The following is a 26,144-nucleotide window of genomic DNA, read 5'->3' as shown; positions in this document are numbered from 1 at the left end:
CGCAGCGCGCCCATCAGTATCTTTCAACGGGCATGCTGCGCTCTGCCCATACCATGAAAGCGGCGCCGAGGCGCCGCTTGGCGATCAATTTGAAGTCGAGGTAGAGGAAGCCAGCTTGCCGTGACACTGCTTATATTTCTTGCCAGAACCGCAGGGACAGGGGTCGTTGCGACCAACTTTGGGACCGCGCCGCTCCGGCATTTGCGCCTGAGGCTCTTTCGCCTGTGGAATCGCAGAAGCCTGGGCGTGTTGCAGTTCTAACTGCTGCTTGCGTTGCTGCTCGAGACGGCGGCGCTCCATTTCTTCCATCTGCTCGCGGGTCATCGGCTCCACATGGGCGAGGATACGCACCACCTCATGCTTGAGGTTATCCAGCATGCTTTGGAACAAGTGGAAAGACTCGCGCTTGAACTCCTGTTTGGGGTTCTTGTTGGCGTAGGCGCGCAAACCGATTCCGGCGCGCAGGTGGTCCATGCTGGCAAGGTGCTCCTTCCACAGCTGGTCCAGTACCTGCAGCATGATTTGGCGCTCCACGGTCGGCATCAGATTGGGCTCGCCCGAAGACTCACTAATACGCGTCACCTTGGCCTGATAGGCCTCCTGGGCCGCGGCGACTATTTTCTCCCGCAAGCTTTCTTCATGCAGAGTGCGATCCTCGTCCAGCCACTGCTGAATCGGCAACTGTAAGCCCAGCTCGCCGGCCAGCTGTTTCTCCAGGCCAGGGATGTCCCACTGCTCCTCCACGCTCTGCGGCGGCACAAAACCGGAGATGATATCGTTGACCACATCTTCGCGAATGGCGGTAATGGTGTCACTGATCGTCTCCGCCTCCAGCAGCTCATTGCGCTGACTGTAGATCACCTGGCGCTGATCGTTGGCGACATCATCGTATTCCAGCAATTGCTTGCGAATATCGAAGTTGCGTCCCTCCACACGGCGCTGGGCTTTTTCAATCGCATTGGACACCATGCGGTGCTCAATAGCCTCTCCGCGCTCCATCCCCAGCATTTGCATGAAGTTCTTCACGCGGTCCGAGGCGAAGATACGCATCAGATTATCTTCCAGGGACAAGTAGAAGCGGGTTACGCCGGGGTCACCCTGGCGGCCAGCGCGGCCGCGCAGCTGGTTGTCGATGCGTCGGGATTCGTGGCGCTCGGTGCCGATAATGTGCAGACCGCCCGCCTCTATGACCGTGTCGTGCCGCTTCTGCCACTCGGATTTGATCGCGGCGATCTCCTCTTCGGTGGGCTCGCGGCCTTCCTTCTGGCGCAGTTCCTCCACCTCCGCTTCCCAGTTACCACCGAGCACAATATCAGTGCCGCGACCGGCCATATTAGTCGCAATGGTGACGGTACCGGGGCGGCCAGCCTGAGCGATGATCTGCGCCTCCCGCTCGTGGTACTTGGCGTTCAGTACCTGGTGAGCAATTCCGGCCTTCTTAAGCATGCGGGACATCTCTTCCGATGTCTCGATGGAAGCGGTACCTACCAGGACCGGTGCCTGCTTTTCTCGGCAGTACTTGATGTCCTCGATAATGGCTTCCATCTTTTCTTCTTTGGTCAGATAGACCAAGTCGTTCAAATCCTCCCGCTGTACCGGCTTGTTGGTGGGGATCACCACCACGTCCAGACCGTAGATCTGGCGGAACTCGAAGGCCTCGGTATCCGCAGTGCCCGTCATACCGGCAAGCTTGGGATAGAAGCGGAACAAGTTCTGGAAGGTTGTGGAGGCCAGGGTTTGACTCTCGCTCTGAATCTGCACTTTCTCTTTCGCTTCCAGTGCTTGGTGCAGTCCCTCTGAAAGACGGCGACCGGGCATGGTGCGACCGGTATGCTCGTCGATCAGGACCACTTGGCCATTCTGCACTATGTAATCCACATCCCGGTGGAAAAGCACATGGGCGCGCAAAGCGGCGTGTACATGATGCAGCAGCCCCAGGTTACCGGGGGCGTAGAGGGATTCATCTTCCTTCATCAAGCCACTGCGCGCGAGCAGCTCTTCGATCAGCTGGTGCCCCTCCTCGGTCAACTCCACCTGCCGGGTCTTCTCATCGACCGTATAGTGTCCCGCCCCCCCTTCTTCTGCCCGTTGCAGTTTGGGAACCAATTGGTTAATGGCTAGGTAGAGGTGCGAAGAATCCTCCGCGGCGCCGGAGATAATCAATGGGGTCCGGGCTTCATCGATCAGGATGGAATCCACTTCGTCGACAATTGCGAAGTTCTGCGGGCGCTGTACCCGGTCTTCCTTGCGCAGCACCATGTTGTCGCGCAGATAATCGAAACCGAATTCGTTGTTGGTACCGTAAGTAATGTCCGCGCCGTAGGCGGCCTTTTTTTCCTCCGGGTGCTGCTGGGACACGATAATGCCCACGCTTAGACCGAGGAATTCATACACCGGACGCATCCAATTGGCGTCCCGTGCGGCCAGATAGTCATTCACCGTAACGATATGTACCCCTTTGCCTTCCAGCGCGTTCAGATACGCGGGCAGGGTCGCCACCAGGGTCTTACCTTCACCGGTACGCATCTCGGCGATCCTGCCTTCGTGCAGGGTCATACCGCCGATCAGCTGGACATCAAAATGGCGCAAGCCCAGGGTACGGCGGCTGGCCTCGCGCACGGCGGCGAATGCCTCCGGCAACAGCTGGTCGAGACTCTCACCATCGGCGAGACGCTTCTTAAACTCATCGGTTTTAGCCCTGAGCCCGGCGTCATCAAGCTTGCGGTATTCATCCTCCCGCTCATTGATCTGCGCCACCACACGGCGCATACGCTTCAGCTCGCGGTCATTTTTCGAACCGAAGATCGATGTAATCAGTTTGCCAATCATTATCAAGAAACCACTTTTCTTTTTTCGCTCTGCCGGCCGGAGCGCCGGGAAACCATCAGCACCCAATCCTGGCGCGCTGCGCTGGTGAGGGATGCAAGTAAACAGGAAGGCGCCACGACTAGCAACTGTCTCCTCAGACAACTGCCGGTGGTGGCGCGATACAGGAAAGGATAGATGTTATCTGCCAGTGCGGCGGATGTAGGTGGCGGGGTCCACAGGGCGATTGTTTTTGTACACTTCAAAATGCACATGGGGGCCGGTGGAGCGACCGCTGGACCCCATCAAGGCAATCACCTGGCCCTTCTTGACCACATCGCCCAACTTTACCTTGATTTCACTATTGTGGCCGTAGCGGGTTTTATAGCCATTGCCGTGGTTGATCTCCACTAACTGGCCATAGCCGTAGCGTTCCTCGGCCCAGGTCACAACACCGGCGGCGACGGAAACCACTTCTGAGCCCATCTTGCCGGCGAAATCCACTCCTTTATGCCAAGCGCGCCGCCCAGTGAAGGGGTCAGTGCGGTATCCGTATCGAGAAGACATCCAGCCGCGACTGATCGGGCGGCCAGCAATAAACTGCTCGTCCTGCAACTGGCGTCTGGCGAGTAGGGTTTCGAGGGTGTTGAGCTGCATCTGGCGGTCTTCGATTTGGTCCGCCAACTCATCAATCACCTCGAGAAACTCCGGTGGCTGATAAGGCAGCTCAGCGGCACCGGCGATACCCGGATCCTCGGGCCCGCCAACAGCCGGAGCGGTACCAAACTGGAATTCGCCCTCATCCAATTTAGCAGCGACGGTAAGGCGCTCGCCAAGAGCGTCTAGGCGTGTCAGACGTGCCTGCATCTCCGCCAACTTGACGGTCAGTGCCGTCAACTGCTCGCGCGCCTCGCGGTCCGCCGCCTCTATCTGTTGCTGCTGCTTGCGCAGCGCCTTGCTCCAGGCCTTGGCGGTACGGGAATCGAAAACATCCGTTTCCGCTACAGGCAGGTTGGCGCCGATCAAAAAAGCGCCCACAGGCAAGCCCAACAGGCACAGCCCCAGCAGCGCCTTACTCAGGCCGCCAAAGCTAAAGCTGCGCGTGGCACCGCGCTCATTGACCAGAATTACTTTCATAACAGGCGTGAGACTATCGACAATTTTGGTTATTTCGCAATCCGCTGCGAAGCCAGGGGCTCTCTCCTGGCCTCGCTCGCACGCCCATCCAATGGCTACTAGGCCGGAGGCCCCATCCTATACACAACATCGGCCAAACAACAAAAATCTTGTGAGATAACAGCTCCCCACGCATTTTTATTTGTGAACGCACTGAATCAGCGCCACTACAGGCCGCTATGCGCGCCAGGAGAACGCACAACACGGTAAATTCATCCGCAGAGCGGTCTCCCGCGCAAGAAAAAGCCGGCAATTTTTATGCCGGCTCCACTGTTCTTGATCAAACCGCCAGTATTGGCTTCACATAGGAAATCGGCGCTTCCTTCTCATCCTCGAAGGTCACCATCTCCCAAGCGTCCTCCTGGGCCATCAGGGTGCGCAGGGATTTATTATTCAGTGCGTGACCGGATTTGTGCGCTTTGAATTCGCCGATCAGACTGGTGCCCAGCAGATAGAGATCGCCAATGGCGTCCAGAATCTTATGCTTAACAAATTCGTCTTCGTAGCGTAATCCGCCTTCGTTCAAAATACGGTACTGGTCGATCACAATGGCGTTATCGACACTGCCTCCCTGAACCAGCCCTTTGGAGCGGAGGTACTCTATTTCGTGCATAAAGCCGAAGGTGCGCGCCCGGCTCACCTCTTTGACAAAAGAAGTGCTGGAGAAGTCCACCGAGGATGTCAAATTGCGCCCCTGGAACACTGGGTGATCAAAATCGATGGTGAAGGTCACCTTAAAACCGTCGAACGGCAGGAAGCTGGCCACCTTATCACCCTCTTCCACGGTCACCGGTTTCTTGATGCGCAGGAATTTCTTCGGCGCAGACTGCTCTTGGATGCCGGCGGACTGTATCAGGAACACAAAGGGACCCGCGCTGCCGTCCATGATCGGCACTTCCTGGGCGGAGAGTTCCACAATGGCATTGTCGATGCCCAGGCCCGCCATGGCGGACAGCAAATGCTCGACCGTGGCGATGCGCACATCGTCTTTTACCAGGGTCGTGGACAAAAGCGTATCGCCAACGTTTTCTGCCCGGGCTTCAATCTCAACCATCGGGTCCAGATCTGTACGGCGGAATACGATGCCGGTATTCACGGGCGCCGGTTTCAGGGTCAGAACGACCTTCTTGCCCGTGTGCAGACCTACGCCGGTGGCGCGGATAGCATTCTTGAGAGTGCGCTGTTTGATCATGAATGTGTCGTTTCCAAGTCGGTGGACGGCAACAGAAGCCGCGGCGAGCCGGCAATAATAGCAGAAATATTACGCCAAAACCACATACTGCCTGACGGTCATTTCTGTCTATCGCCTCGTTCTTTCAGGATAGCGCAGCGGTGACGATTGCAGCGCCATGCCGAAGACTTTGACCCCATTTTAGGGCGGTGTTCGGCAGTACCGCTGTTAAATATTGTTAACCGGCTGCGACTCAGGGGTCACAGAATAGCGCGAACACAAATGCCGGCGCGGCGAAAAGGCCCCTGTTGCACGGCAGAAAAAGCATCAGGAGAAGCGTCGGAATCTTCCGGCGGTCAACATGCCGGCAAATCCGCGCCGCCGAGGCAGGCCCGGACTCTCCATAGAGAGACCGGGCGTGACATGAGCGGGGTTTTGCCTCGGAGCGACGGCTGCGACATATCGCCGGAGAGCGCCCGGAAAGACTTCATATACGGCCGCCGAAGCCTTTGCGGCCCTTCGGCGTTGTACTGATTCCCGCGCTAATCCGCTTGGCGGCGCAAAAACGCGGGGATGTCCAGGTATTCCATATCGGCGTCGGCCGGGTTCAGTGTCGGAGCCGGGCGCTTGGGTCGCTCGCTTTCGACGCGCACCCGGTTGTCGGCGGCGTCCCGGCCGGCCAGGCCACCCTGTCCGCCTTCGCGCGCTTCACGCCCCTCGTGCAGCTGCGCGCGACGGGTGTTGTCCACAACCTTAGTGGGACGCGCGGCTTGCTGGACACCCTCACCCAGGCCCGCGGCAACCACGGTGACTCGCATCTCGTCGCCCAGCTTGTCATCCACTGCGGTACCGATCACCACGGTGGCGTCGTCGGAGGCGATCTCCTGCACGATTTCACCGACTTCCGAGTACTCGCCCAGCGTCAGCTCCTGACAGCCGCCCTCTTCGCTGCCGGTGATGATGTTCACCAGTATGCCGCGAGCTCCCTGCAAATTGACATTGTCCAGCAGCGGGCTGCGCACCGCCTTTTCAGCCGCCTCGCGCGCGCGGTTTTCACCCACAGCGGAGCCGGAGCCCATCATGGCCATTCCCATTTCCGACATCACCGTGCGCACATCGGCAAAGTCCACGTTCATAATTCCCGGACGGATCATCAGGTCGGCGATACCCTGCACCGCCCCCAGCAACACATTGTCCGCCTCTTTATAAGCAGCTTTCATAGTGATCTTGTTTCCCAGCACCTCGAGGAGGCGGTCATTGGGAATAGTGATCAGGGAATCCACTTTGTCGCGCAACTCACGGATACCCTCTTCGGCCACCAGAGAGCGCTTTTTACCCTCGATGGTAAACGGGCGAGTGACCACTGCAACGGTCAGAATACCGAGATCCTTGGCAATTTCAGCCACGATTGGCGCACCACCGGTACCTGTACCACCACCCATGCCGGCAGTGATAAATACCATGTCTGCACCGGTGAGAACCTCGGCGATACGATCGCGATCCTCCAGTGCGGACTGACGGCCCACATCTGGATTGGCTCCAGCGCCAAGGCCGCGCGTAATGTTGTTGCCTAGCTGCAAAATAGTACGCGCTTGGATGTCTTTCAGTGCCTGGGCATCCGTGTTGGCGCAGATGAAATCCACACCTTCTACTTCGCTGGCGATCATATGCTTAACCGCGTTGCCGCCGCCGCCGCCGACACCAATCACTTTGATGACAGGCTTATCCTGTACGCTATCAACTAATTCGAACATTGCTGTTCCCCTTCTCTGCTCATGTCAAATCTGTTTCTGTGCCCGGAATCATGGGCGCCCGGACTCCACGGCGTTATGCCGCCAAATCTGTATTTGCCAGCCCGCCCCAAACCGAGAGGCAATTTCTCCAGGGCGCATTGTTACCGCCCCTTCCCAGCCCCTTTCACTACAAGTTTCCTCTAAACCAATGCTTTACTTTGTCCCACCACTGATTCTCCTCCCTCACTGGGCGCTGCCGCCCCTCACTGTTTTCCTCTCCCTGCATGGCATACATCAAAAGTCCCACGCCAGTGGAATAAATTGGGTTGCTGACGATATCTGTCAGCCCAGATACACCTTGGGGTACGGCCAGGCGCACCGGCATATGGAAGATCTCCTCGGCCAGTTCCACGGCACCCTCCATCTTCGAGGAGCCGCCGGTCAATACCACACCCGCCGCGCACAGATCTTCGAAGCCGCTGCGGCGCAATTCCGCCTGCACCAAGGTAAACAGTTCGTCGTACCGCGGTTCCACTACTTCGGCCAGCGCCTGCCGGGACAGATCCCGCGGCGCGCGGTCGCCAACACTGGGCACCTTGATGGTCTCCCCCTCGCGCGCCAGCTTGGCCAGCGCACAGGCGTATTTAATTTTCAGATCCTCCGCGTGTGGCGTCGGTGTGCGCAGGGCCATGGCGATGTCATTGGTCACCTGATCGCCGGCGATGGGAATAACCCCGGTGTGGCGGATGGCACCGCCGGTGAACACCGCGATATCGGTGGTGCCGCCACCAATGTCGACCATACAGACACCGAGTTCCTTCTCATCTTCGGTAAGCACCGCGTAGCTGGATGCCAGCTGCTCGAGGATGATGTCTTCCACTTCCAGACCGCAGCGCCGGATGCACTTCTCAATATTCTGCGCCGCATTGACCGCCCCACTGACCAAATGCACCTTGGCTTCCAGACGCACGCCGGACATACCCAACGGTTCTTTGACACCCTCCTGGTTGTCGATCAGATATTCCTGCGGCAGGGTGTGCAAAATCTTCTGATCCGCGGGAATTGCCACTGCGCGCGCGGCGTCTATCACCCGATCCAAATCCTGCTGGGTCACCTCGCGATCCTTAATAGCGACAATGCCGTGGGAATTCAGGCTGCGGATATGGCTGCCGGCTATGCCGGCGTAAACCGAGTGAATTTCGCACCCGGCCATTAGCTCCGCCTCTTCCACCGCGCGCTGTATGGACTGCACGGTGGACTCGATATTCACCACCACACCTTTTTTCATACCAGTGGATTTGTGAGAACCGATACCGACGATATTCAGCTCACCATCACCGGAAACTTCGCCGACGATAGCGACCACTTTACTTGTGCCGATATCCAGTCCCACAATCATGCGGTGATCGGATGCATGTGTCATTTTTGTACCAACCTCGCTGAGCCGCGCTCCGATTCCTATTTCCAATAAGGTTTCAGGGCACAGCGTTCGCTTTTAAATTTCGTTTTTTCCGCAGCTTGAACACTGCAGGTTTTCTCTCTCAATTTTGTTTCCACTGCACTGCCACCGCATTGCTGTAGCGGGTATCTACCCTTCTAACCTTGGCCAAGTGCGGTGCCAACAGGCCCCTGCTCAATTGCAAGAAGCGATCAACCCGCTCCAGCAGTTCCTCGTGCCCCAGATGTAACTCCACTCCGGAGACCAACTCCAGCTGCCAACCGGACAGCTCATCGAAAGTGAGTCGCTTCACTTCCATATCCCGCGTGGTCAATAACCTGGCCAACGCTTGGTATTGGGTCACTATGCGCTCCACCAGCTCTTCGTCACCCGCCAGTTCCGGCAGGTGGCCAGTACGCATCTGTGCTGGTCTTGGCAGCAACTCTCCGCTCGCCACCAGCAGTTTATCCTCTCCCCAAACCGCCAGCGGCTGCGCCTCTCGCACTTCCACTTCCACACCGTGGGGCCAGCGCCGACTCACCGAAGCGCTGGTAATCCAAGGGTTCCGCAACAGCGCTTCGCGCATGCCGCGAATATCCGCGGAAAAAAAACCTTTCTGCAAAAAAGGCAGCAATGTTTCCTCTATCTGCCGTTGGGTCACCGCATTGAAGGGGCCCTTGACCCGCACCTGTTCCAGACTGTCAATTCGGCTCAGCTCCCCTAACGGGGACCGCCAAAGCCAGAGGCCGCCGTAGCTGATGCCGGCCAGAGTGACAATTGCCAAAACAGCCACCAACAGCGGACGCCAGTTGCGGCTCGTGCCGTCAACACGGTTCGCAATACGGCGCGCACCGCGCAATTTCGTTTTGCGTCCGCGATAGGCGCGCTCCGGTTTTCTCACCCTAATCGACCTCCAATTTGAGGCCCGGCCAAATCAACCCCTGCGGTACAGCCATCACTCCGTATTTCCTTCACCCAAGCGCCAACTGGCCAGCTGCTGAGCCAGGGCGCCGACATTCCCCGCTCCCTGGGTCAGCACAATGTCACCGGGCTCCAGCAGGTCCGCGAGTAACGGCGGCACCTGCTCAACAGTCTCGACAAAAATCGGATCCACTTGGCCACGGTTACGCAGACTGCGCGCCAGGGTCCGACCGTCGGCGCCGGGAATAGGTTGCTCTCCCGCGCTGTACACATCCAGCAAAATCAACTTGTCGACGCGCGACAAAACATCCACAAAGTCCTCGAACAGGTCGCGGGTACGGGTGTAGCGGTGCGGTTGGTAGATCATCACCAAACGCCGCTCCGGCCAGCCATCGCGCACCGTTTTTATGGTCGCGGCCACCTCCCGAGGATGGTGGCCGTAGTCGTCCACCAGCATGACTTTTTCCGCACTCCGATCTGCACTGACGGCGTATTGACCGTAGATTTGGAAGCGGCGGCCAACCCCTTGGAAACCTTTCAAGCCGGCGAGAATGGCTTCATCGCCTATACCTTCGTCCGTCGCCACCGCGATCGCCGCGGTCGCATTTAATACGTTGTGAATACCTGGGGTATTCACACATACATCCAGGGTATCGCCATCTGGGCGCAGCACAGTGAAATGGCTGCGCAGGGGTTCCTGTTTCACATCGACGATGCGAAAGTCGTTCCCTTCGTTGAAACCGTAGGTGAGTACTGGGCGCGAGAACTTCGGAATCACCTCTCGGATATGCTCGTCGTCCCCGCAGACCACTGCTAGCCCATAAAAGGGCAGGTTGTGCACGAAATCGATAAAGATCTGCTTGACCTTTTCAAAGTCGCCGCCATAGGTTTCCATGTGGTCCGCGTCGATATTGGTGATCACCGTCACCATAGGCTGCAGATGAATAAATGACGCATCGCTTTCATCCGCCTCTGCGATCAGGTAACGGCTCTCCCCCAACGCGGCGTTGGTACCGGCGGCGTTCACCAAACCACCGATAACGAAGGTCGGGTCCTTTTTATCCGCTGCAAAAATCGAAGCGATCAGACTTGTCGTGGTTGTCTTGCCGTGGGTACCCGCCACAGCGATGCCATAGCGGTACCGCATCAGCTCGCCGAGCATTTCCGCGCGGCGCACAACCGGGATACGGTTTTCTCTGGCCGACAGCAGTTCCGGGTTATCGCCTTTGACCGCGGACGAATTCACTACCACGTCGACACCGCGAACATTGTCGGCGCTGTGCCCTATTTGCACCCGGATACCGAGATTGCGCAGCCGCTCGGTGACCGATGACTCGCGCAGATCGGAACCGGAAACCTCGTAACCCTGATTCTGCAGTACTTCGGCAATACCGCTCATACCGGCTCCGCCAATGCCGATAAAATGAATGCGGCGGATGCGGCGCATTGCCGGTACGCTAAATCTGTTCTGTGCCGCGGTCAGTTCTGATGGCATTTCTCAATCCTCACCCGCTACCCGGCCAGTGCCAATTCTTCGGCACAGGCATCCAGTACCCGCGCGGTCGCATCGGTTTTTGCTACCCTGCGCGCGGCCTCGGCCATCGCCAACAATTTTTCCGGCTCGGCAAACAAAGTCTTCAGCAGCATTGCCAGCTTTTCCGCGTCCAGATCTTCCTGCTGAATCACTATGGCTGCGCCAGCCTGCGCCAACCACTCGCCGTTTTTTGTCTGGTGGTCGTCGATAGCAAACGGGAAAGGCACCATGATGGCGCCCACCCCCGCCGCGGCAATTTCTGATACGGTCAATGCGCCAGCGCGGCAAATAATCAGATCCGCCGCGCCGTAGGCGGCAGCCATATCGGCAATAAACGGTGTCACTTCCGCCTCTACACCCGCCTGCCGGTAGGCTTCCCTGGCAATATCCAGGTGACGCTTGCCCGCTTGGTGCACGACGCGCGGGCGCAAATCCTCTCCGAGTAGAGCAATCGCCTGAGGCACCAGCTCATTGATTGCCACTGCTCCGAGACTGCCGCCAAGGACCAGCAGACGCAGCGGACTTTCTTTTCCGATACGCACCTGCGGCTCCGGCAGCTGCGCGATCTCACTGCGAACCGGGTTACCCACCTGCCGCGCACCCGGCAGTCCGCTGGGAAAAGCTTCCAGCACGCGATTGGCGATGCGCGCCAACAAGCGGTTGGTAGTGCCTGCCACGGCATTCTGTTCGTGAATGATTAAAGGAATGCCGGCAAGACGCGCAGCTACCCCACCGGGGCCAGTAGCAAAACCGCCAAAGCCAAGCACCGCATCCGGCTGCACTTTCTTCACCACTGCGCGCGCCTGCAAAATCGCCCGCAGTATTTGCAGCGGCGCCTTCAGCAGCGCCAGTTTGCCCTTACCGCGCACGCCCTCGACGGAAATACAGTGCAGCGGGATATCCACATCCGGAATCAACTGTGCTTCTATCCCCCGCGCCGTACCCAGCCATTCAATGGCCGCACCTTGCTCCCGTAAAGCATTCGCCACAGCCAGGGCCGGAAACACATGTCCACCAGTACCCCCGGCCATTAGCAAAAACTTTTTGCCGGAAAAGGGAGCTGAATGTTCTACCATCACGCGGCCTCCCCTTTCACTGTCCTGTCCCCCATCTGCAGCGGGTTGAATATCGGCAACTGACTGATCGGTGCCACTCCAGTCTCTTTGCTGCCGTTCTCCGACCGAAGCTCCACTTGCAGGCGCAGCGCCAGCGCAAACAACACGCAGCAAATCACCAAACTACTTCCCCCCGAGCTGACAAATGGCAAAGTCAGCCCCTTCGTCGGCAACAGTCCGGAGGCCACGCCCATATTGACAAAGGCCTGCCCGGCCAACAGCACTGCAATACCAAAAGCAAGCAGTGCGGCAAAAAAATTCTGTTGCGCTAGTGCACCGCGCACCAGGCGCAGTAGCGACACCGTGAGTCCGGCGAAGAGCGCTATGACTGCCAGCCCTCCGACCATGCCCCACTCCTCGGAGAGAATCGCGAAAATAAAATCCGTATGTGCCTCCGGCAGATAAAATAACTTCTGCACGCTATTTCCCAGCCCCACGCCGAACCACTCCCCGCGGCCAAATGCAATCAGCGATTGCGTCAGCTGATAACCGCCGGCGAACTGATCTCTCCAGGGGTCCAGGAACGTCATCAACCGCTGCAACCGATAGGGACTCACCAGCGCCATCAGCACCAGGCCGCAAGCTGCGGCAGCCACCAGCACAAATGTGTGTGGCAGGCGCGCCCCGGCGAGGAAAACCATGGCCAAAACGGTGCCGGAAATCACCACCACAGAGCCGAAATCCGGTTGCAGCAACAACAACAGCGCGACAATGCCCAAAATCACTACCGGCACCATAAAGCTGCTCCAGTGGCGCAACTGCCGGTTGCGGCGGGTCAAAAAGCTGGCGAAAAACACCAGCAGGCAAAACTTGGCGATTTCCGCCGGCTGCACGGTAATGGACCCCAACGCCAACCACCTCCGGCTACCATTCACCTCACGGCCGATACCCGGGACCAACACCGCCATCAGCAGCAAACAGGAAAACAGCAACAGTGGCCACGACAGGCGCGACCAGACATAAAGTGGCACTTGACTCACTACCAGCGCGACGCAGGCACCCACCCCCAGATAAATCAGGTGGCGCTTGAGAAAAAACCAGGGGTCGCCGTGGATATCCGCCGCATAGGCAATAGAGGCCGAGGCGACCATCACCACGCCGATACTGGCCAGCGAGAGCACGCAAAACGGCAGTAGCCAGTCGAAGTTTTTTGCGCTCATTGTCTGCGCCTGACTCATTTGGCACCTCCTGCCGATGCACAGCCGAGTGACGCCACTGCGCGGCGGAAATCCTCTCCGCGCGCTTCGAAATTGCGGTACATATCGAAACTGGCGCAGGCCGGTGAAAGCACGACATAGTCACCGCGCTCCGCCAGCGCCCGCGCCTGTATTACCGCGTCATCCATGGATGCAGCGCGGTGAATCTCTGTTTTATGGGCAAAAACCTGCGCGATTTTCTCGCCGTCTACACCGATCGTGACCAGCGCGCGCAATGCACTGGCAGCTTCCGCCAGCGGGGAAAAGTCCGCACCTTTACCATCTCCGCCCGCAATCAGCACAACTTTGTTTTTCTCTGTTGCCAGGCCATCCAGCGCTGCGCGCGTGGCGCCGACGTTGGTGCCTTTGGAGTCGTTCACAAAGGTGACACCGTCCAGATCCGCCACACGCTCGCAGCGATGCGGCAGCCCCTTGAAATTCCGCAGCACAGTCAGCATCGCTTCCAGTGGCAATTCCACCGCACTGCCGAGCGCCATCGCTGCCAGCGCATTGGCGATATTGTGTCTTCCGACCATGGCCAGCTGGCTGACAGGCATGAGTTTTTCCGCTCCCCGCGCCAACCACTCTTCACCGGAAAACTCTATGACTCCGAACTGGCGCAAATCCGGCCGATCGAGGCCGAAAGTCCACTCGAGGCTGTTGCGCGCCAGCGGGCCGCGGGTTAGGGGATCCGCGCGATTAACCACTAGCTGCTGTGCATTGCGATAAATACGCTGCTTGGCCCTGTGGTAATCCGCCAGGGTGGCATAGCGATCCATATGATCCGCACTCAGGTTCAAAATGGTCGCCGCAGACGGCCTCAACGAAAAGGTGGTCTCCAGTTGGAAACTGGAAAGTTCCAGTACAAACAGTTCCGGCATGGGCTGATCCAGTAGATCCAACACTGGCACACCGATGTTGCCACCCACCCGGACATCCACCCCGGCCTCTTCCGCCATCTGGCCCACAAGGGTAGTAACGGTACTCTTGCCATTGGAACCGGTAATGGCCACCAACTTCGGCGCCCGCGGGAGCTCGGCCAGCTGGCGGGCGAAAAGTTCGATATCGCCGATCAACGGGATGCCCGCCTCGGCAGCCCGCCGCAAAGCCGGTTCCGCCAAGGCAACACCAGGGCTGACAATAATCTCGCTGGCGGCAAGCAGAGTCTCCGGATTGAGCACCCCCGTCTCCACCGGCACCTGGGGAAATTCAGCGCGGAAGGCATCCAGTCCGGATGGCTGTTCACGGCTGTCTACAACCACGGGAGTGATTCCGGCACGCAGCAAAAAGCGCACTACCGAAATACCGGTAGCGCCCATGCCGATAACCACTTTTTGCTCCGAAGTCGCAATCAATGCCATGTTTATTTATCGCAGTTTAAGCGTTGCCAAACCCGCCAAAACCAATACGACGGTAATAATCCAAAAACGCACTATCACACGCGGCTCCGGCCACCCCTTCAGTTCGAAGTGATGATGCAACGGCGCCATGCGGAATATGCGCTTTCCGGTGAGTTTGAACGAAGCCACTTGCAGGATGACCGATACAGTCTCCATGACAAAGACACCGCCCATAATGAACAGCACGATTTCGTGACGGGTAATCACCGCGATAATGCCAAGAGCCGCTCCCAGAGCCAGAGCCCCTACGTCCCCCATAAAAACTTGCGCGGGATAAGTGTTAAACCACAAAAAGCCGAGTCCGGCTCCGCCCAGAGCCGCGCAAAAAACTGCGAGCTCACCGGCACCGGGAACCGATGGAATATGCAGATAGTTGGCAAACTCCAAATGGCCAGCCAAATAAGCAATCAGCCCCAAGGCACCGCCGACCATAACTGTTGGCATAATTGCCAATCCGTCCAGACCATCGGTCAGGTTTACCGCGTTGCTTGATCCCACCACAACGAAATAAGTCAGCAAAATAAAAAACACCGGGCCCAGATCTATCGCCACATCCTTGAAGAAAGGCACGAAGAACTGTGTCTCCACCGGACTGGTGGCGCTCATGTATAGATAAATAGCTGCTCCCAGGCCGGCGACCGACTGCCAGAAGTATTTCCAGCGCGCGATCAGGCCGCGGGGATTCTTGTTCACGACTTTTTTGTAGTCATCGACAAAACCCACAGCGCCGAAGACGAAGGTCACCAACAGCGTCACCCACACATATCGGTTACTGAGGTCCGACCACAGCAGTGCCGAAGAAAAAATAGAGGCAAGTATCAGAGTGCCACCCATGGTGGGCGTGCCGGATTTGCTCAAATGCGTTTGCGGGCCGTCATCCCGTACCGCTTGTCCCACTTGCAACTGGTTCAGCCAGGTGATCATGCGCGGACCGACAATCAGTGAAATCCCCAAAGCCGTGAGGGCCCCGAGGATGGCGCGCACCGTGAGATAATTGAACACCGCAAAGGTGCTTACATATTGTTGCAGTATTTCTGCCAGCCAGAGCAGCATTATTTATCCTCTTTGGCGTTCCCACAGAGTGCCTGCACCACCAGTTCCATACGGGCACTGCGGGAACCTTTCACCAGCACTGTGGTGTTTTTATTCAATTCATGGGTCAACGCCGCGATAAGCGGCTGCCTGTCCCTATAACTGTGCAGGGGCAAGTGACGCCCGGCACTGAAGGCAACACTGGCGGCGGCACCCAGCGGCCCAAGGGTAAACAGGGCATCCAGGCCGCGTTCCCGCGCCAGCTCGCCCATTTGACGGTGCATTTCCTCTGCATCCGCTCCCAGTTCGGCCATGTCGCCGAGCACTAGAACGCGCTTGCCGCGGCGCTGTGCCAACAACTCAATCGCTGCAGCCACCGAGCCGGGGTTGGCGTTGTATGTGTCGTCAATAATCGCCGCGCCCTTGATGCCGCAGAGCTCCTGCATACGACCGGCGACGCCACCCAGGCTTTGCAGGCCACTGGCGATTTCCGCCGCAGGGACACCGGCGGCAAAGGCGCAGCCGGCGGCCACCAGCGCATTGTGCACATTGTGTTCGCCAAGCAATTGCAACCGCACGCGGTACGCCAAGCCTTCGATGCACAAATCGAAGGTGGGGCACCCATTATCATCAAGTGCAATATTGTCCGCGTGGATGGGCCACTGATGCCCCAATCCCACTTCCAGCGTGTGCACCCCCTCCGGCATCCGCTCCAGCCAATAGTTCGCGTAGTCGTCATCGGCATTGACCACAGCTGTGCCGCCGGTTTCGAGACCGGTGTAGATCTTCCCCTTGGCCCTAGCTATGGCGTCCACAGAACCGAAGCCTTCCACATGGGCCGGCATGACGTTGTTGACCGCACTCACCTGGGGTTTCGCAATGCCGCACAGATAAGCGATCTCATCCGGACCACTGGCGCCCATCTCCAGAATCAAAACATCATGATCTGAAGTCAGCTCGAACAGGGTCATGGGCAGGCCGAACTGATTGTTCAAATTGCCACGGGTCACACAGGGGTTATGCCGCTGGGAAAATATCGCCGCGAGCATTTCCTTGACCGTAGTTTTCCCGCAGGAGCCAGTCACCGCGATCACCCGGCCTTTAAACTGTTCCCGGCACATGCGGCCTATCTGCCCGAGGGCCTCAGTGGTATCGGCCACCCGCCACTGTGGCAGCTTGCTGCCGGGAATTTCCCGATCCACTACCAGCCCCAATACCTGCCCTTCGAGTTCGCCGACAAAGTCGTGCGCATCGAAACGCTCCCCCTTCAAGGCGACAAAGAGGGCGTTGGAATCCAGCTGGCGCGTGTCGGTGCACACCTGTTCAAACTGCACCGAACCATTGATGAGCTCACCGCCGAAACGCGTTTGAAGTTGCTGCAGGGAGATGGCGCTGATCATAAGCCTGCTCCCCGCACTGTTTCCGCGAGGCGTTGCTGCAATGCCGCCGCGGCCTGCTCGCGATCGCAGAAATGAATTTTTTCACTGCCGATAATCTGGTAATCCTCGTGGCCCTTACCGGCAATGAGAATAATGTCTCCCGGCTGAGCACAAGTTACCGCGCGCTGGATTGCCCGAGCGCGATCGGCTTCCACTTCAACATTACTGGCTGCACCTTCGAGAATATCGTCGATAATTTTTTGCGGTTCCTCGCCACGCGGATTGTCGCTGGTCACAATGGTGCGGTCCGCCATTTCAGAGGCGATACGCCCCATGGGTGCGCGCTTGCCAGAATCGCGGTCGCCCCCGCAACCGAATACGCACCAGAGGTTACCGCGGCAATATGGCCGCGCCGCTGCCAGGGCCGCGCGCAGTGCGTCCGGCGTATGGGCGTAATCCACCAGCACACTGATATCCTCAGTCCCGTCCACCTTCACGCGCTCCATGCGACCGGGCACCGGCTGTATCTCAGGGAACGTGGCGAGAATGGCTTCAAAAGGCATCCCCGCGGATGCCGCCGCGGCAACCACTGCCAATGCGTTGTGGATGTTGAAGTCACCAATTAGCGGCGCTTTCAATTCGCCACTACCCCAAGGCGTAGCCAGTTGTACGGAAAAGCCGCCTTCGTGCCGACACAAGTCGGTCACATGCAGATCACCGGCCTGCAGCCCATAGGTAATGACATTCAAATTGCGCAGCTTGCAACGCTCTGCCAGTTGTGCACCAAAAGGATCATCCAAATTAATGATGCCGCGCTTGAGTTTGGGCAGCCCGAACAATTTTTCCTTGGCCGCTCCGTAGTCAGCCATATTGCCGTGGTAATCCAAGTGGTCCCGCGACAAGTTGGTGAAAATCGCGGTATCGAAAATCAAGCCGTGCACCCGGCCCTGGGACAGGGCGTGAGAAGACACCTCCATTGCCGCTGCGCGCACGCCGTAGTCGCGGAATCGCGCGTAATCCGCCTGCAGGCGCACGGGATCCGGTGTTGTCAGCCCCGTTTCCTGTAACTCGATATCACCGTCAGTCCAGATGCCGTTGCCGATAGTGCCCATCAGCGCGGCACTACCGAAATGACGCGCCAACAGCTGGGAAGTCAGGTACGCACAGGTGGTTTTGCCATTTGTGCCCGTCACTCCCACCAAGTGCATTTGCCCAGTTGGATTGCCGTGGAAGCGTGCGGCGATTTCACCCACCCGCTTGGCCAGCCCCGGAACACTGACGATCTGAATGCCATCGCACACCTTTGTCTCCAGGGTGTCGCCGTCTGCCAGCACCGCTGCGGCTCCAGCAGCGATAGCCTCAGCGATATACTCGCGCCCGTCCACGACTGTGCCGCGCAGGGCCATGAAAACATCACCCGGCTGCACCAAACGGCTGTCCAGTGCCACGCCACTTACGGGGACTTCTGGAATGCCGGCGTAACCCGGCACCAGCACTTTTAGCGACACGGCTCTTTTTTCGCGCTGACTCACGATTTGCTACCTCTCTCGTTTGCCACAGGCGCCTGCCCGGCGGGCAGGCTCCTGGCCAGCTGCTGTGCCGCCGGGGCCAGCTCCGCGGGCGGCACCCTGAGCAGGCGCATGGCGCCGGCCATCACTGAACCAAACACCGGAGCGGCCACTTCACCACCGTAATATTTGGCGTGGCGCGGGTCGTCGATCACCACCACCGCAGCCAGGCGCGGATTGTCCGCGGGAATAAAACCCGCGAACACCGATCGGTAGCGGTTGTCCGCATAGCCGTCAGTGCCCACTTTGTGCACCGTGCCGGTTTTGCCCGCCACCCGGTACCCCTCGACCGCGGCGCGTTTGCCGGTACCGTGAGCGCCGATTACGGTTTCCAGCATTGCTGTCACCTGCTTGGCCAATTCCCCGTCGACCACACGTTCCGGCTCCACCGCCAATTTTTCACCGCTTAAAACCAAAGAAACCGGGCGCTTTAGCCCGGCGTTGGCAAGCACACTGTAGGCCTGTGCCAATTGCAATCCGTTTACCGTTAATCCGTAGCCAAAGGCAAAATTCGCCCGCTCTATCGGGTGCCAGCGACTGCGGCTGGGCAGTATTCCAGCCGCTTCACCCGGAAAGCCGGTGCCGACCGCCTCTCCCAGACCCAATCGGTAAAAGAGCTCTCGCAGTGCGTTTGGTTCCAAATCCAACGCGATTTTGGTGATACCCACCTGACTCGATTTTGTAATCACACCGGTCAGATCCAGGCGGCCGTAGTTCACCGGGTCCACCAGGGTCTTGCCGGGAACACGGATATAACCGGGACTGGTGTCCACCGGCGTGTGCGGCTGATAACGGCCGGTTTCCAGCGCCGCCAACGCGGTTAACGGCTTGACCGTAGAGCCGGGTTCGAACTGGTCAATCAAGGCGCGGTTGCGTGTCGCCGCGGCTTTCACCCCGCTGCGATTGTTGGGGTTGAAGGAAGGCTGGTTGGCCATCGCCAACACGTCGCCGCTGCGGGTATCCAGGATGACTATAAAACCGGAAGCGGCGTCATTTTCCGCTACGGCTTTCTTCAGTTCACGATAGGCGAGATACTGCAGCCGCATATCGATGGACAGGCGCAAGTCGCGGCCCGGGCGCGCTTCGCGCTTGGTCGCCAAATCCTGCACCGTGCGCCCCTTGAGATCCTTGACCACCTGCTGGGCACCGGGCTGACCGGACAGCCAGTCCTCGTAGGCCAGCTCCAACCCTTCCTGACCACGGTCATCAATATCAGTAAAGCCCACCAACTGCGCCACTACCTCACCGGCGGGGTAAAAGCGGCGGTATTCCTTCCTGCTATACACGCCTGTCAGTTGCAGATCCAGCACCCGCCCGGCCTGTTCCGGCGACAGGTGGCGGCGCAGGTACATAAACTCCTTATTGCGGTATTTTTCCAGCCGTTTGGCCAAGTTCGCGGGATTCATATCCAGGGCCGCGGCCAGCTTGCGCAGCTGCTTGGCACTGGCCTCCCGCAACAACTGTGGATTGGCCCACAGGCTGTGTACTGGCGTGCTGACTGCCAACAGTTCGCCGTTGCGGTCGAGAATGGCACCGCGGTAGGCGGGAATTTCTTCGGTACGTATTGTGCGTGCCCGGCCTTGATCTTGCAGAAAGCGGTAGCCGCGCTCCGCCTCCGGCAGCACCTGCAGGCGCGCGAGATGGAAAATCAATGCCAGGGCGAGCAGGCACAGCAAAGCCGCCACCAGCGCAAAGCGCCAGCGGGCAATACCCGGCTGATTTTGCTGTTTCTTGACTGCGCCCATTGAAGTCCCTGTTCGCTTTATCTGTTGTATCAATTATGTAGTGAGCCACTTGCTCACCTGTTCGGCATCGAATGGGGCAACTCGCTGACTCCGTATGCCCGCCCAAACGCCTGTTCCACCCTGCTTCTCTAATTGTGCTCCGCCGGCACCAACACCCGCTCGGCTGGCGACGGCACACGCATTTTCAACTCTTCCCGCGCGACCCTCTCAATACGGCTGTATGCAGACCAGGCACTCTTCTCCAAAAGTAACCGCTCCTGCTCATAACGCAGTTCGTCGCGGGCTTTTTGCGCCTGCATCAACTGAGCGGTCAACTCCCGGCTGCGCTGGGTGCTATACACCACCGCCAAAGCCGATACGATGGTCGCCAGCCACAACACCACCACCAGGTGCTTTCCACCTTTCACCCCAGCTTCTCCGCGACCCGCATCACCGCGCTGCGGGAGCGGATGTTCTCGCTCACCTCTCCGGTATCAGCCTTGACTGCCTTGCCGACCGACTTCAGCGTCTTGCTGATCTGACTCTCCCTCACCGGCAGCCCCCGCGGTAACTGCGGACCGCGTTCCTTTTCGCGGATAAAACGTTTCACCATGCGGTCTTCCAATGAGTGAAAGCTGATCACCACCAGACGTCCACCGGGTGCAAGCAGCTGCAGGGACTGATCCAGGGCCCGCTGCAGGTCATCCAGCTCGCCGTTGATCCGAATACGTATTGCCTGAAACACGCGCGTAGCCGGGTGTTTTCCCTTTTCCCAGGCGGGGTTGGCCGCCTTGACGACCTCCGCCAGATCTAAGGTGCGCGAAAACGGCCTTTCCGCCCTGCGCCGGACGATAGCCGCCGCTATGCGGCGGGCGAAGCGCTCCTCTCCATACTCCTTAAATACGTGGGCCAGCTCCGCCTCCGATTCGCTGTTGATCCAGTCTGCCGCGCTGTCACCCCTGCTGGTGTCCATACGCATATCCAGCGGGCCATCCTGCATAAAGCTGAAACCGCGCTCTGGCTGATCCAGCTGAGGAGAGGACACTCCTAGATCCAGCAGTATTCCGTTCACCCGGCCTGCCCAGTCCCCGGCCGCAGTGTCCATATCAGCGAAGGAACCGTGCCAAATCGCAAACCGCGCATCATCGGAAAAGCGCTGTTGTGCGTACTCGACCGCCTGCGGGTCTTTGTCGACACCCAGGAGGCGCCCCGCATCATTCAGCTTTTGCAATATCGCCGCACTGTGGCCTCCGCGACCAAAAGTGCCGTCTATATAGAAGCCGCCTGGATCGGTAACCAGGGCATCCACGGCCTCGCGCAGTAACACACTGCGATGCAGTTCTTGAGACACCCTGTGTTCTCCTTATAAAGAGAGGGACGCCATCTCCTCCGGCATCTCCCCCTCACCCTCACTGTCGTCGAGCCAGGCCATCCAGCGGTCCTCGCTCCACAATTCCAATTTCTTGCCTTGCCCCACCAGCATCAGCTTCTTTTCCAACCCCGCGTATTCCCGCAGTGTCGGCGGAATCAATACGCGGCCATTGCCATCCACTTGCAGCTCGCAGGCATAGCCAATCAACAGCCGCTGGGCACGCCGTGCCACCTTGTTAAAACTGGACAAGGCTTCAATTTTCGGAAGAATTTCCCGCCATTGAGGCTCCGGGTAAACCAGCAGACAGCGCTCCTCGGTATGAGCTGTCACCACGAGCCGCCCGCCACACTCTTCCAGCAGCGTGTCGCGAACGCGCGCCGGAATGGCCAGACGCCCCTTGGCGTCCATATTGATTGCGTGGCTGCCTAAATACACTTTTTATCGGTGTGCGTTTTTTCTCGTGTGCGCTATCCGCCCCGGACGCGACCTAGTTGCCGGGAATGCTAGCGGAGAAAATTTGAGCAATTCTCATTCGAGCAGTGTAAATACCCACTCACAGCCACGAATAAACCACTTAATTCCACAAATTTCCACTTTTCTCCACCACCGACACTATAAATCTGGTCGGGTTAAAGTCAAGGAAATCGGCGGCAAAGTGCCGCGAAAACCCAGCAATCTCGGGGGCTGCAGAGAAAAAAGGGGAGAAAATGGGCTTCAGGCGACACTGCAATTGCAAAATGGAGCAAGCACTTACTTTTTTAAGTTAAGGAAACACTTTAACTTGCACACAACCCCGGCAATAAACACACCCGCTGCACTAGCCGCACTCGCGGCCGGCAATCGCAATGGACACAAATCAGGGAGAGGAAACGAGCGCCACCGGGCCCCAAGTGCGCACTCAGGCGCGGATACGCCATTAGATCTTCAATCAACAGGAAAAACCCGGCTGGGCGCCGGGTTCTAAAAGCGGATGAGCTGGCCTGTAAGCCGGGTTCTGTCGAGCGGATCACCGCTCGCGACAATCATTCATCTGGGATGCCTGTCACCAGACACCTCAAGCGACCTACCCGCCCTCAGTGCGGGTCACACCTATAGAGGGCCTATTTGGTCTTGCTCCGGACGGGGTTTACCATCGCCGCAGACTGTTACCAGCTGCGCGGTGCGCTCTTACCGCACCGTTTCACCCTTACCTGTGCCCGCGAACCGGGGTCCGGGGCCATCGGCGGTCTACTCTCTGCTGCACTTTCCGTAGGCTCGCGCCCCCCAGGCGTTACCTGGCGTCCCACCCTGTGGAGCCCGGACTTTCCTCCACCGTCGAAACGGCAGCGATTGCCCGGCCAGCTCACGGCGAAGGTTAGTGGTGGAAGACGGGAAATGCAAGGCACAAACACAGGGCAACCGACGGCACGCAGTCACTCGCCCTTGCTCGCCAGACTCCATTTATATAACACCTTCTTATTTATTCCGGTGATCTCAGCGGCCAGCGCTGCAGCCTTCTTGGGAGGTAGCTCCCCCAACAATAGCTTCATTACCCGCTCAGCCTCTGCATCCACCTCTTCGTCACCTCGACGGCGCTCGGCACCACGCACCAACAATACGATTTCACCACGCTGTTGATTGCTGTCGTCCCCCACCCAGGCCGCCAGCTCGCTCAGGGGGGCGGAATGGAAGGTCTCGAACGCTTTGGTCAACTCACGGGCGATCACCGCTTCCCGATCGCCCCCAAACACCGCCACCATCGTTTCCAGCGTCTCCACCACCCGGTGCGGAGCCTCGTAAAAGACCATTGTGCGGCTCTCCGACGCCAGAGTATGTAAAGCTTTTTGGCGCGCCACCGGTTTGGCGGGGAGGAACCCTTCGAAGCTGAAACGGTCGCTGGGCAAGCCCGCGGCGCTGAGCGCGGCGATCAGCGCACAGGGTCCGGGAATAGGCACCACGCGAATGCCCCGGCGGCGAGCTTCGCGCACCAGCCTGTATCCGGGATCCGAAATCAGAGGCGTACCCGCATCTGAGATTAGCGCAACCGTCTGACCGCTCTCCAGCCGCTGCAGTATCTGCTCCGTCCGCTTTTCATCCGAGTGGTCGTGATACGCTATCAGCGGAGTATCGATAGCGAAGTGAGAAAAAAGCCTCTGACTGTGACGTGTGTCCTCCGCCGCTACTAGGTCGGCGCATTGTAGAACTTCAACAGCTCGCGGTACCATATCGGACAAATTACCAATAGGCGTAGCGACGATATAAAGCAGCGCCTGATCCGGCCCCATAGACAATCCCATTGTTTGAGTAAAAGTTACATTTTGCTGGAGAAGAATATGTCCGCGCCCGGCGCATCCTCCCTTGTCAGCAGGTTAGCCGCCCGATTTGCCGCTGGTGCTCTAACCGTGGCCTTGGCCGCTTGTCAAACGCCGGCTACCAGACCCGACGCGCAGCTGCCGGTGGATAACACGAGTGCCGCGAGCCGCAGTGCCGCGATACAGTTGCTGCACAGCGCCGAATCACTACCCGCACCAGAGCGGGACAAACAGCGCCTGCAGGCGGCGGCCATTCTATACGAACTGGGAGATAAGGCGTCCGCAAAGCAGGCGGTTGCGAAAGTAGCCCCGGAACAGCTGGACGACCTGAGTTACGCCCGCTATGCCCGGGTGTACGGTGGCCTGCTCTCCGAGGAAGACGAATTTTTTCGCGCCCTCGACCTGACCACCGCCCCGCGCCTCGATGCCATATTGTCGCAGTTACCCGCGGACACCGCACTGCCGCTGCGCGACCTGCGCGCTGATCTCTGGGGATTGCTGGGCGACCTAGACAGCGCCATCGCCGAGCGCCGTCAAATCGCGGAACTGGCGCGCACCGACGACGCCATCGCGGACAATAACAACGGCTTCTGGCAGCTTCTCACCCAACTCCCATCCCGTGAGCTGCAACTGCGCGCCGACGAAAGCAGCGACCCGCAGATGCGCGGATGGTATCAACTCGCCCTGCTGGGACGCGACACCCAGACCGATATCAGCTCACAATTGTCCGCCCTGACACGCTGGCGCCAGCAGTGGCCGCACCATAGCGCCAACACCCATCCGCCCCAGGCGCTGCAGCTTCTGGAGCAGCTGGCGACTCAGCGCGCCGACCACATAGCCCTGCTGCTACCTCTGTCCGGCCCACTGGGCGGCGCAGGCCGGGCCATTCGCGACGGTTTTATGGCCGCCTACTACACGGCCCTGAACGCAGGTGCCCCGACGCCAGCGGTGCAAGTGTACGACACCGGCGGTGACCGGCCGTTTGAAGAGATCTACCAGTCCGCCGTCGACGCTGGTGCCCAGGCCATCGTGGGTCCACTGGACAAGCGCAGAGTATCCAACTTGCTCGCCACCGAAAAACTGCCGGTGCCCACCCTGGCATTGAACTACGGTGACGAAGGCCGCCTGACCGGCGACCTGGTGCAGTTCGGACTGGCCATCGAGGACGAAGCGCGCCAAGTGGCCCGGCACGCCTATCTGCAGGGACACCGCCAGGCGATGATCCTCGCCACCGACTCCGGCTGGGGCCAGCGCGGAACCAAGGCCTTCCAAGAGGAGTGGCAGCGGCTGGGCGGCACAGTAACTGTCAGCCGCAGCTTCAATGACAACAGCAACTTTTCCCGCTTGGTGAGCGATGCCCTGCTGATCTCAGACAGTAAGGCCCGCGAGGCAAGCCTGCGGCGGAAACTGGCCGCCCCCTTGGCATTTACACCGCGACGCCGCGGCGATGTGGATATGATCTTCCTGCTGGCGCAGCCCCAGCAGGCGCGCCAGATTAACCCGATGCTGGCCTTTTTCTATGCCGGCGACCTGCCTGTCTACGCCACATCACAGGTATTTGGGGGACGTGTTGACCCACAGCGCGACAGAGACATCAACGGCATCCGCTTCACCGCACTGCCCTGGCTGTTCGAGGATGACAATCTCACCAAACGCAATATCGAAGCACAGGCAGCCCCGGCCCCGGCTTTCGCGCGACTGTATGCCCTGGGGGCGGACGCTTTCCGCCTTTTCCCACGCATTCCCATGCTGCGCCGCTTCCCGGAACAGCGGGTACACGGTCTGACCGGAGCGCTCAGCCTCACTGCCGACGGACGCATCGTGCGCGAACAAATATGGGCGCGTATCAAGAAAGGGGCGCCAGTGCCAATCACCACAACGGAGGAGGTAGCCCCACAGCCAGTGGAAAACATGGAGCTTACGGGAAACAGTGAAGCCTTCTGAAGGCATTGGCCCCCGAATGGAAACGGTGGCGGCGCGCTACCTGCAAGCCGCCGGCCTGAGGCTCGTGACTCGCAACTACCACGGCCGCTACGGTGAAATCGACCTGATCGCAAAGGACGGCAACACACTGGTATTTGTTGAGGTGCGCTACCGTCGCAGTAGCCGATTCGGCTCGGCGGGCGCCAGTGTCGATCTGCGCAAGCAGAAGAAGCTCGTAGCCACCGCACAAACCTATTTACAGCAAAACAAACTGGACTGCCCCTGCCGCTTCGATGTCATTGCGATTGAAGGCGATACCCAGGATATTCACTGGATAAAAGGCGCCTTCGGGGCATAACCCATATC

General features: G+C 58.9%; 20 protein-coding genes and 1 other RNA gene. 2 read left to right on the top strand and 19 right to left on the bottom strand.

Going from position 1 to position 26,144, the window contains the following annotated elements; translation table 11 throughout:
- Positions 1–84: 84 nt before the first annotated feature.
- From secA to rsmI, 19 genes are all read right to left on the bottom strand, one after another.
- Positions 85–2,829 carry a preprotein translocase subunit SecA gene (gene secA, locus A3224_RS05265; RefSeq protein WP_067157504.1) on the bottom strand — a complete coding sequence of 915 codons (2,745 nt, stop codon included), beginning with the start codon at positions 2,827–2,829 and terminating at the stop codon, positions 85–87.
- 177 nt (positions 2,830–3,006) lie between these two features.
- Entirely contained in the window at positions 3,007–3,942 is a 936-nt protein-coding gene (locus A3224_RS05260) for a M23 family metallopeptidase (protein ID WP_067152281.1), read from the bottom strand.
- Between the two features lie 319 nt (positions 3,943–4,261).
- Entirely contained in the window at positions 4,262–5,173 is a 912-nt protein-coding gene (gene lpxC / locus A3224_RS05255; RefSeq protein ID WP_067152279.1) for a UDP-3-O-acyl-N-acetylglucosamine deacetylase, read from the bottom strand.
- A 521-nt stretch (positions 5,174–5,694) separates the two neighbouring features.
- Positions 5,695–6,906, bottom strand: coding sequence for a cell division protein FtsZ (ftsZ, locus tag A3224_RS05250; protein ID WP_067152277.1), 1,212 nt, complete (start codon positions 6,904–6,906; stop codon positions 5,695–5,697).
- Positions 6,907–7,072: 166 nt separating this feature from the next.
- The gene (ftsA, locus tag A3224_RS05245) at positions 7,073–8,308 is read right to left on the bottom strand and encodes a cell division protein FtsA (protein WP_067152275.1); all 1,236 of its coding nucleotides are present in this window, start codon (positions 8,306–8,308) and stop codon (positions 7,073–7,075) included.
- A 118-nt stretch (positions 8,309–8,426) separates the two neighbouring features.
- Positions 8,427–9,224, bottom strand: coding sequence for a cell division protein FtsQ/DivIB (locus A3224_RS05240; RefSeq protein WP_231902472.1), 798 nt, complete (start codon positions 9,222–9,224; stop codon positions 8,427–8,429).
- 54 nt (positions 9,225–9,278) lie between these two features.
- Entirely contained in the window at positions 9,279–10,739 is a 1,461-nt protein-coding gene (gene murC, locus A3224_RS05235) for a UDP-N-acetylmuramate--L-alanine ligase (RefSeq protein ID WP_067152273.1), read from the bottom strand.
- 17 nt (positions 10,740–10,756) lie between these two features.
- The gene (gene murG / locus A3224_RS05230; RefSeq protein ID WP_067152271.1) at positions 10,757–11,854 is read right to left on the bottom strand and encodes an undecaprenyldiphospho-muramoylpentapeptide beta-N-acetylglucosaminyltransferase; all 1,098 of its coding nucleotides are present in this window, start codon (positions 11,852–11,854) and stop codon (positions 10,757–10,759) included.
- Positions 11,854–13,071, bottom strand: coding sequence for a putative lipid II flippase FtsW (gene ftsW, locus A3224_RS05225; RefSeq protein WP_067152269.1), 1,218 nt, complete (start codon positions 13,069–13,071; stop codon positions 11,854–11,856). The genes murG and ftsW overlap by 1 nt, the downstream gene beginning before the upstream one ends.
- A complete protein-coding gene (murD, locus tag A3224_RS05220; protein ID WP_067152267.1) occupies positions 13,068–14,450 on the bottom strand; it encodes a UDP-N-acetylmuramoyl-L-alanine--D-glutamate ligase in 1,383 nt (460 codons plus the stop codon). The genes ftsW and murD overlap by 4 nt, the downstream gene beginning before the upstream one ends.
- Before the next feature lie 6 nt (positions 14,451–14,456).
- Positions 14,457–15,542, bottom strand: a complete 1,086-nt coding sequence (gene mraY / locus A3224_RS05215; protein ID WP_067152265.1) for a phospho-N-acetylmuramoyl-pentapeptide-transferase — start codon at positions 15,540–15,542, stop codon at positions 14,457–14,459.
- A complete protein-coding gene (locus A3224_RS05210) occupies positions 15,542–16,921 on the bottom strand; it encodes a UDP-N-acetylmuramoyl-tripeptide--D-alanyl-D-alanine ligase (RefSeq protein ID WP_067152263.1) in 1,380 nt (459 codons plus the stop codon). Before A3224_RS05210 ends, mraY begins: the two co-directional genes overlap by 1 nt.
- Positions 16,918–18,432, bottom strand: a complete 1,515-nt coding sequence (locus tag A3224_RS05205; protein ID WP_067152261.1) for a UDP-N-acetylmuramoyl-L-alanyl-D-glutamate--2,6-diaminopimelate ligase — start codon at positions 18,430–18,432, stop codon at positions 16,918–16,920. The genes A3224_RS05210 and A3224_RS05205 overlap by 4 nt, the downstream gene beginning before the upstream one ends.
- Positions 18,429–20,213 (bottom strand): peptidoglycan D,D-transpeptidase FtsI family protein, encoded by a 1,785-nt coding sequence (locus A3224_RS05200; protein ID WP_067152259.1) that lies wholly within the window; start codon positions 20,211–20,213, stop codon positions 18,429–18,431. Before A3224_RS05200 ends, A3224_RS05205 begins: the two co-directional genes overlap by 4 nt.
- Before the next feature lie 128 nt (positions 20,214–20,341).
- Positions 20,342–20,620: a cell division protein FtsL gene (gene ftsL, locus A3224_RS05195; protein ID WP_067152257.1), complete on the bottom strand. Its 279-nt coding sequence runs from the start codon at positions 20,618–20,620 to the stop codon at positions 20,342–20,344.
- Positions 20,617–21,543, bottom strand: a complete 927-nt coding sequence (gene rsmH, locus A3224_RS05190) for a 16S rRNA (cytosine(1402)-N(4))-methyltransferase RsmH (protein WP_067152255.1) — start codon at positions 21,541–21,543, stop codon at positions 20,617–20,619. Before rsmH ends, ftsL begins: the two co-directional genes overlap by 4 nt.
- 12 nt (positions 21,544–21,555) lie before the next feature.
- Entirely contained in the window at positions 21,556–21,999 is a 444-nt protein-coding gene (mraZ, locus tag A3224_RS05185) for a division/cell wall cluster transcriptional repressor MraZ (RefSeq protein WP_067152253.1), read from the bottom strand.
- 532 nt (positions 22,000–22,531) lie between these two features.
- Positions 22,532–22,909, bottom strand: an RNA gene (gene rnpB, locus A3224_RS05180) — RNase P RNA component class A.
- 67 nt (positions 22,910–22,976) lie between these two features.
- Positions 22,977–23,828, bottom strand: coding sequence for a 16S rRNA (cytidine(1402)-2'-O)-methyltransferase (gene rsmI / locus A3224_RS05175; RefSeq protein WP_067152251.1), 852 nt, complete (start codon positions 23,826–23,828; stop codon positions 22,977–22,979).
- Between the two features lie 48 nt (positions 23,829–23,876).
- Here rsmI and A3224_RS05170 point away from each other — a divergent pair, with 48 nt between their 5' ends.
- Together A3224_RS05170 and A3224_RS05165 are read left to right on the top strand one after the other, a co-directional pair.
- Positions 23,877–25,799 (top strand): penicillin-binding protein activator, encoded by a 1,923-nt coding sequence (locus A3224_RS05170; protein ID WP_067157498.1) that lies wholly within the window; start codon positions 23,877–23,879, stop codon positions 25,797–25,799.
- Positions 25,786–26,136: a YraN family protein gene (locus A3224_RS05165; protein ID WP_231902471.1), complete on the top strand. Its 351-nt coding sequence runs from the start codon at positions 25,786–25,788 to the stop codon at positions 26,134–26,136. The genes A3224_RS05170 and A3224_RS05165 overlap by 14 nt, the downstream gene beginning before the upstream one ends.
- The last annotated feature ends 8 nt before the right edge of the window (positions 26,137–26,144 follow it).

Origin of the sequence: Microbulbifer thermotolerans, from assembly GCF_001617625.1 — a bacterium.
GTDB classification, from domain to species: domain Bacteria; phylum Pseudomonadota; class Gammaproteobacteria; order Pseudomonadales; family Cellvibrionaceae; genus Microbulbifer; species Microbulbifer thermotolerans.
This window is presented reverse-complemented; position numbering and strand designations above follow the sequence as displayed.

Bases quoted from the DNA above. Each gene is read 5' to 3' on its own strand.
- A3224_RS05170 (WP_067157498.1), top strand. From the start codon at position 23,877: ATGTCCGCGCCCGGCGCATCCTCCCTTGTCAGCAGGTTAGCCGCCCGA.
- murC (WP_067152273.1), bottom strand. From the start codon at position 10,739: ATGCCATCAGAACTGACCGCGGCACAGAACAGATTTAGCGTACCGGCA.
- ftsA (WP_067152275.1), bottom strand. From the start codon at position 8,308: ATGACACATGCATCCGATCACCGCATGATTGTGGGACTGGATATCGGC.
- murG (WP_067152271.1), bottom strand. From the start codon at position 11,854: ATGGTAGAACATTCAGCTCCCTTTTCCGGCAAAAAGTTTTTGCTAATG.
- A3224_RS05200 (WP_067152259.1), bottom strand. From the start codon at position 20,213: ATGGGCGCAGTCAAGAAACAGCAAAATCAGCCGGGTATTGCCCGCTGG.
- A3224_RS05260 (WP_067152281.1), bottom strand. From the start codon at position 3,942: ATGAAAGTAATTCTGGTCAATGAGCGCGGTGCCACGCGCAGCTTTAGC.
- ftsW (WP_067152269.1), bottom strand. From the start codon at position 13,071: ATGAGTCAGGCGCAGACAATGAGCGCAAAAAACTTCGACTGGCTACTG.
- ftsZ (WP_067152277.1), bottom strand. From the start codon at position 6,906: ATGTTCGAATTAGTTGATAGCGTACAGGATAAGCCTGTCATCAAAGTG.
- murD (WP_067152267.1), bottom strand. From the start codon at position 14,450: ATGGCATTGATTGCGACTTCGGAGCAAAAAGTGGTTATCGGCATGGGC.
- lpxC (WP_067152279.1), bottom strand. From the start codon at position 5,173: ATGATCAAACAGCGCACTCTCAAGAATGCTATCCGCGCCACCGGCGTA.
- rsmI (WP_067152251.1), bottom strand. From the start codon at position 23,828: ATGGGGCCGGATCAGGCGCTGCTTTATATCGTCGCTACGCCTATTGGT.
- mraY (WP_067152265.1), bottom strand. From the start codon at position 15,542: ATGCTGCTCTGGCTGGCAGAAATACTGCAACAATATGTAAGCACCTTT.
- secA (WP_067157504.1), bottom strand. From the start codon at position 2,829: ATGATTGGCAAACTGATTACATCGATCTTCGGTTCGAAAAATGACCGC.
- A3224_RS05210 (WP_067152263.1), bottom strand. From the start codon at position 16,921: ATGATCAGCGCCATCTCCCTGCAGCAACTTCAAACGCGTTTCGGCGGT.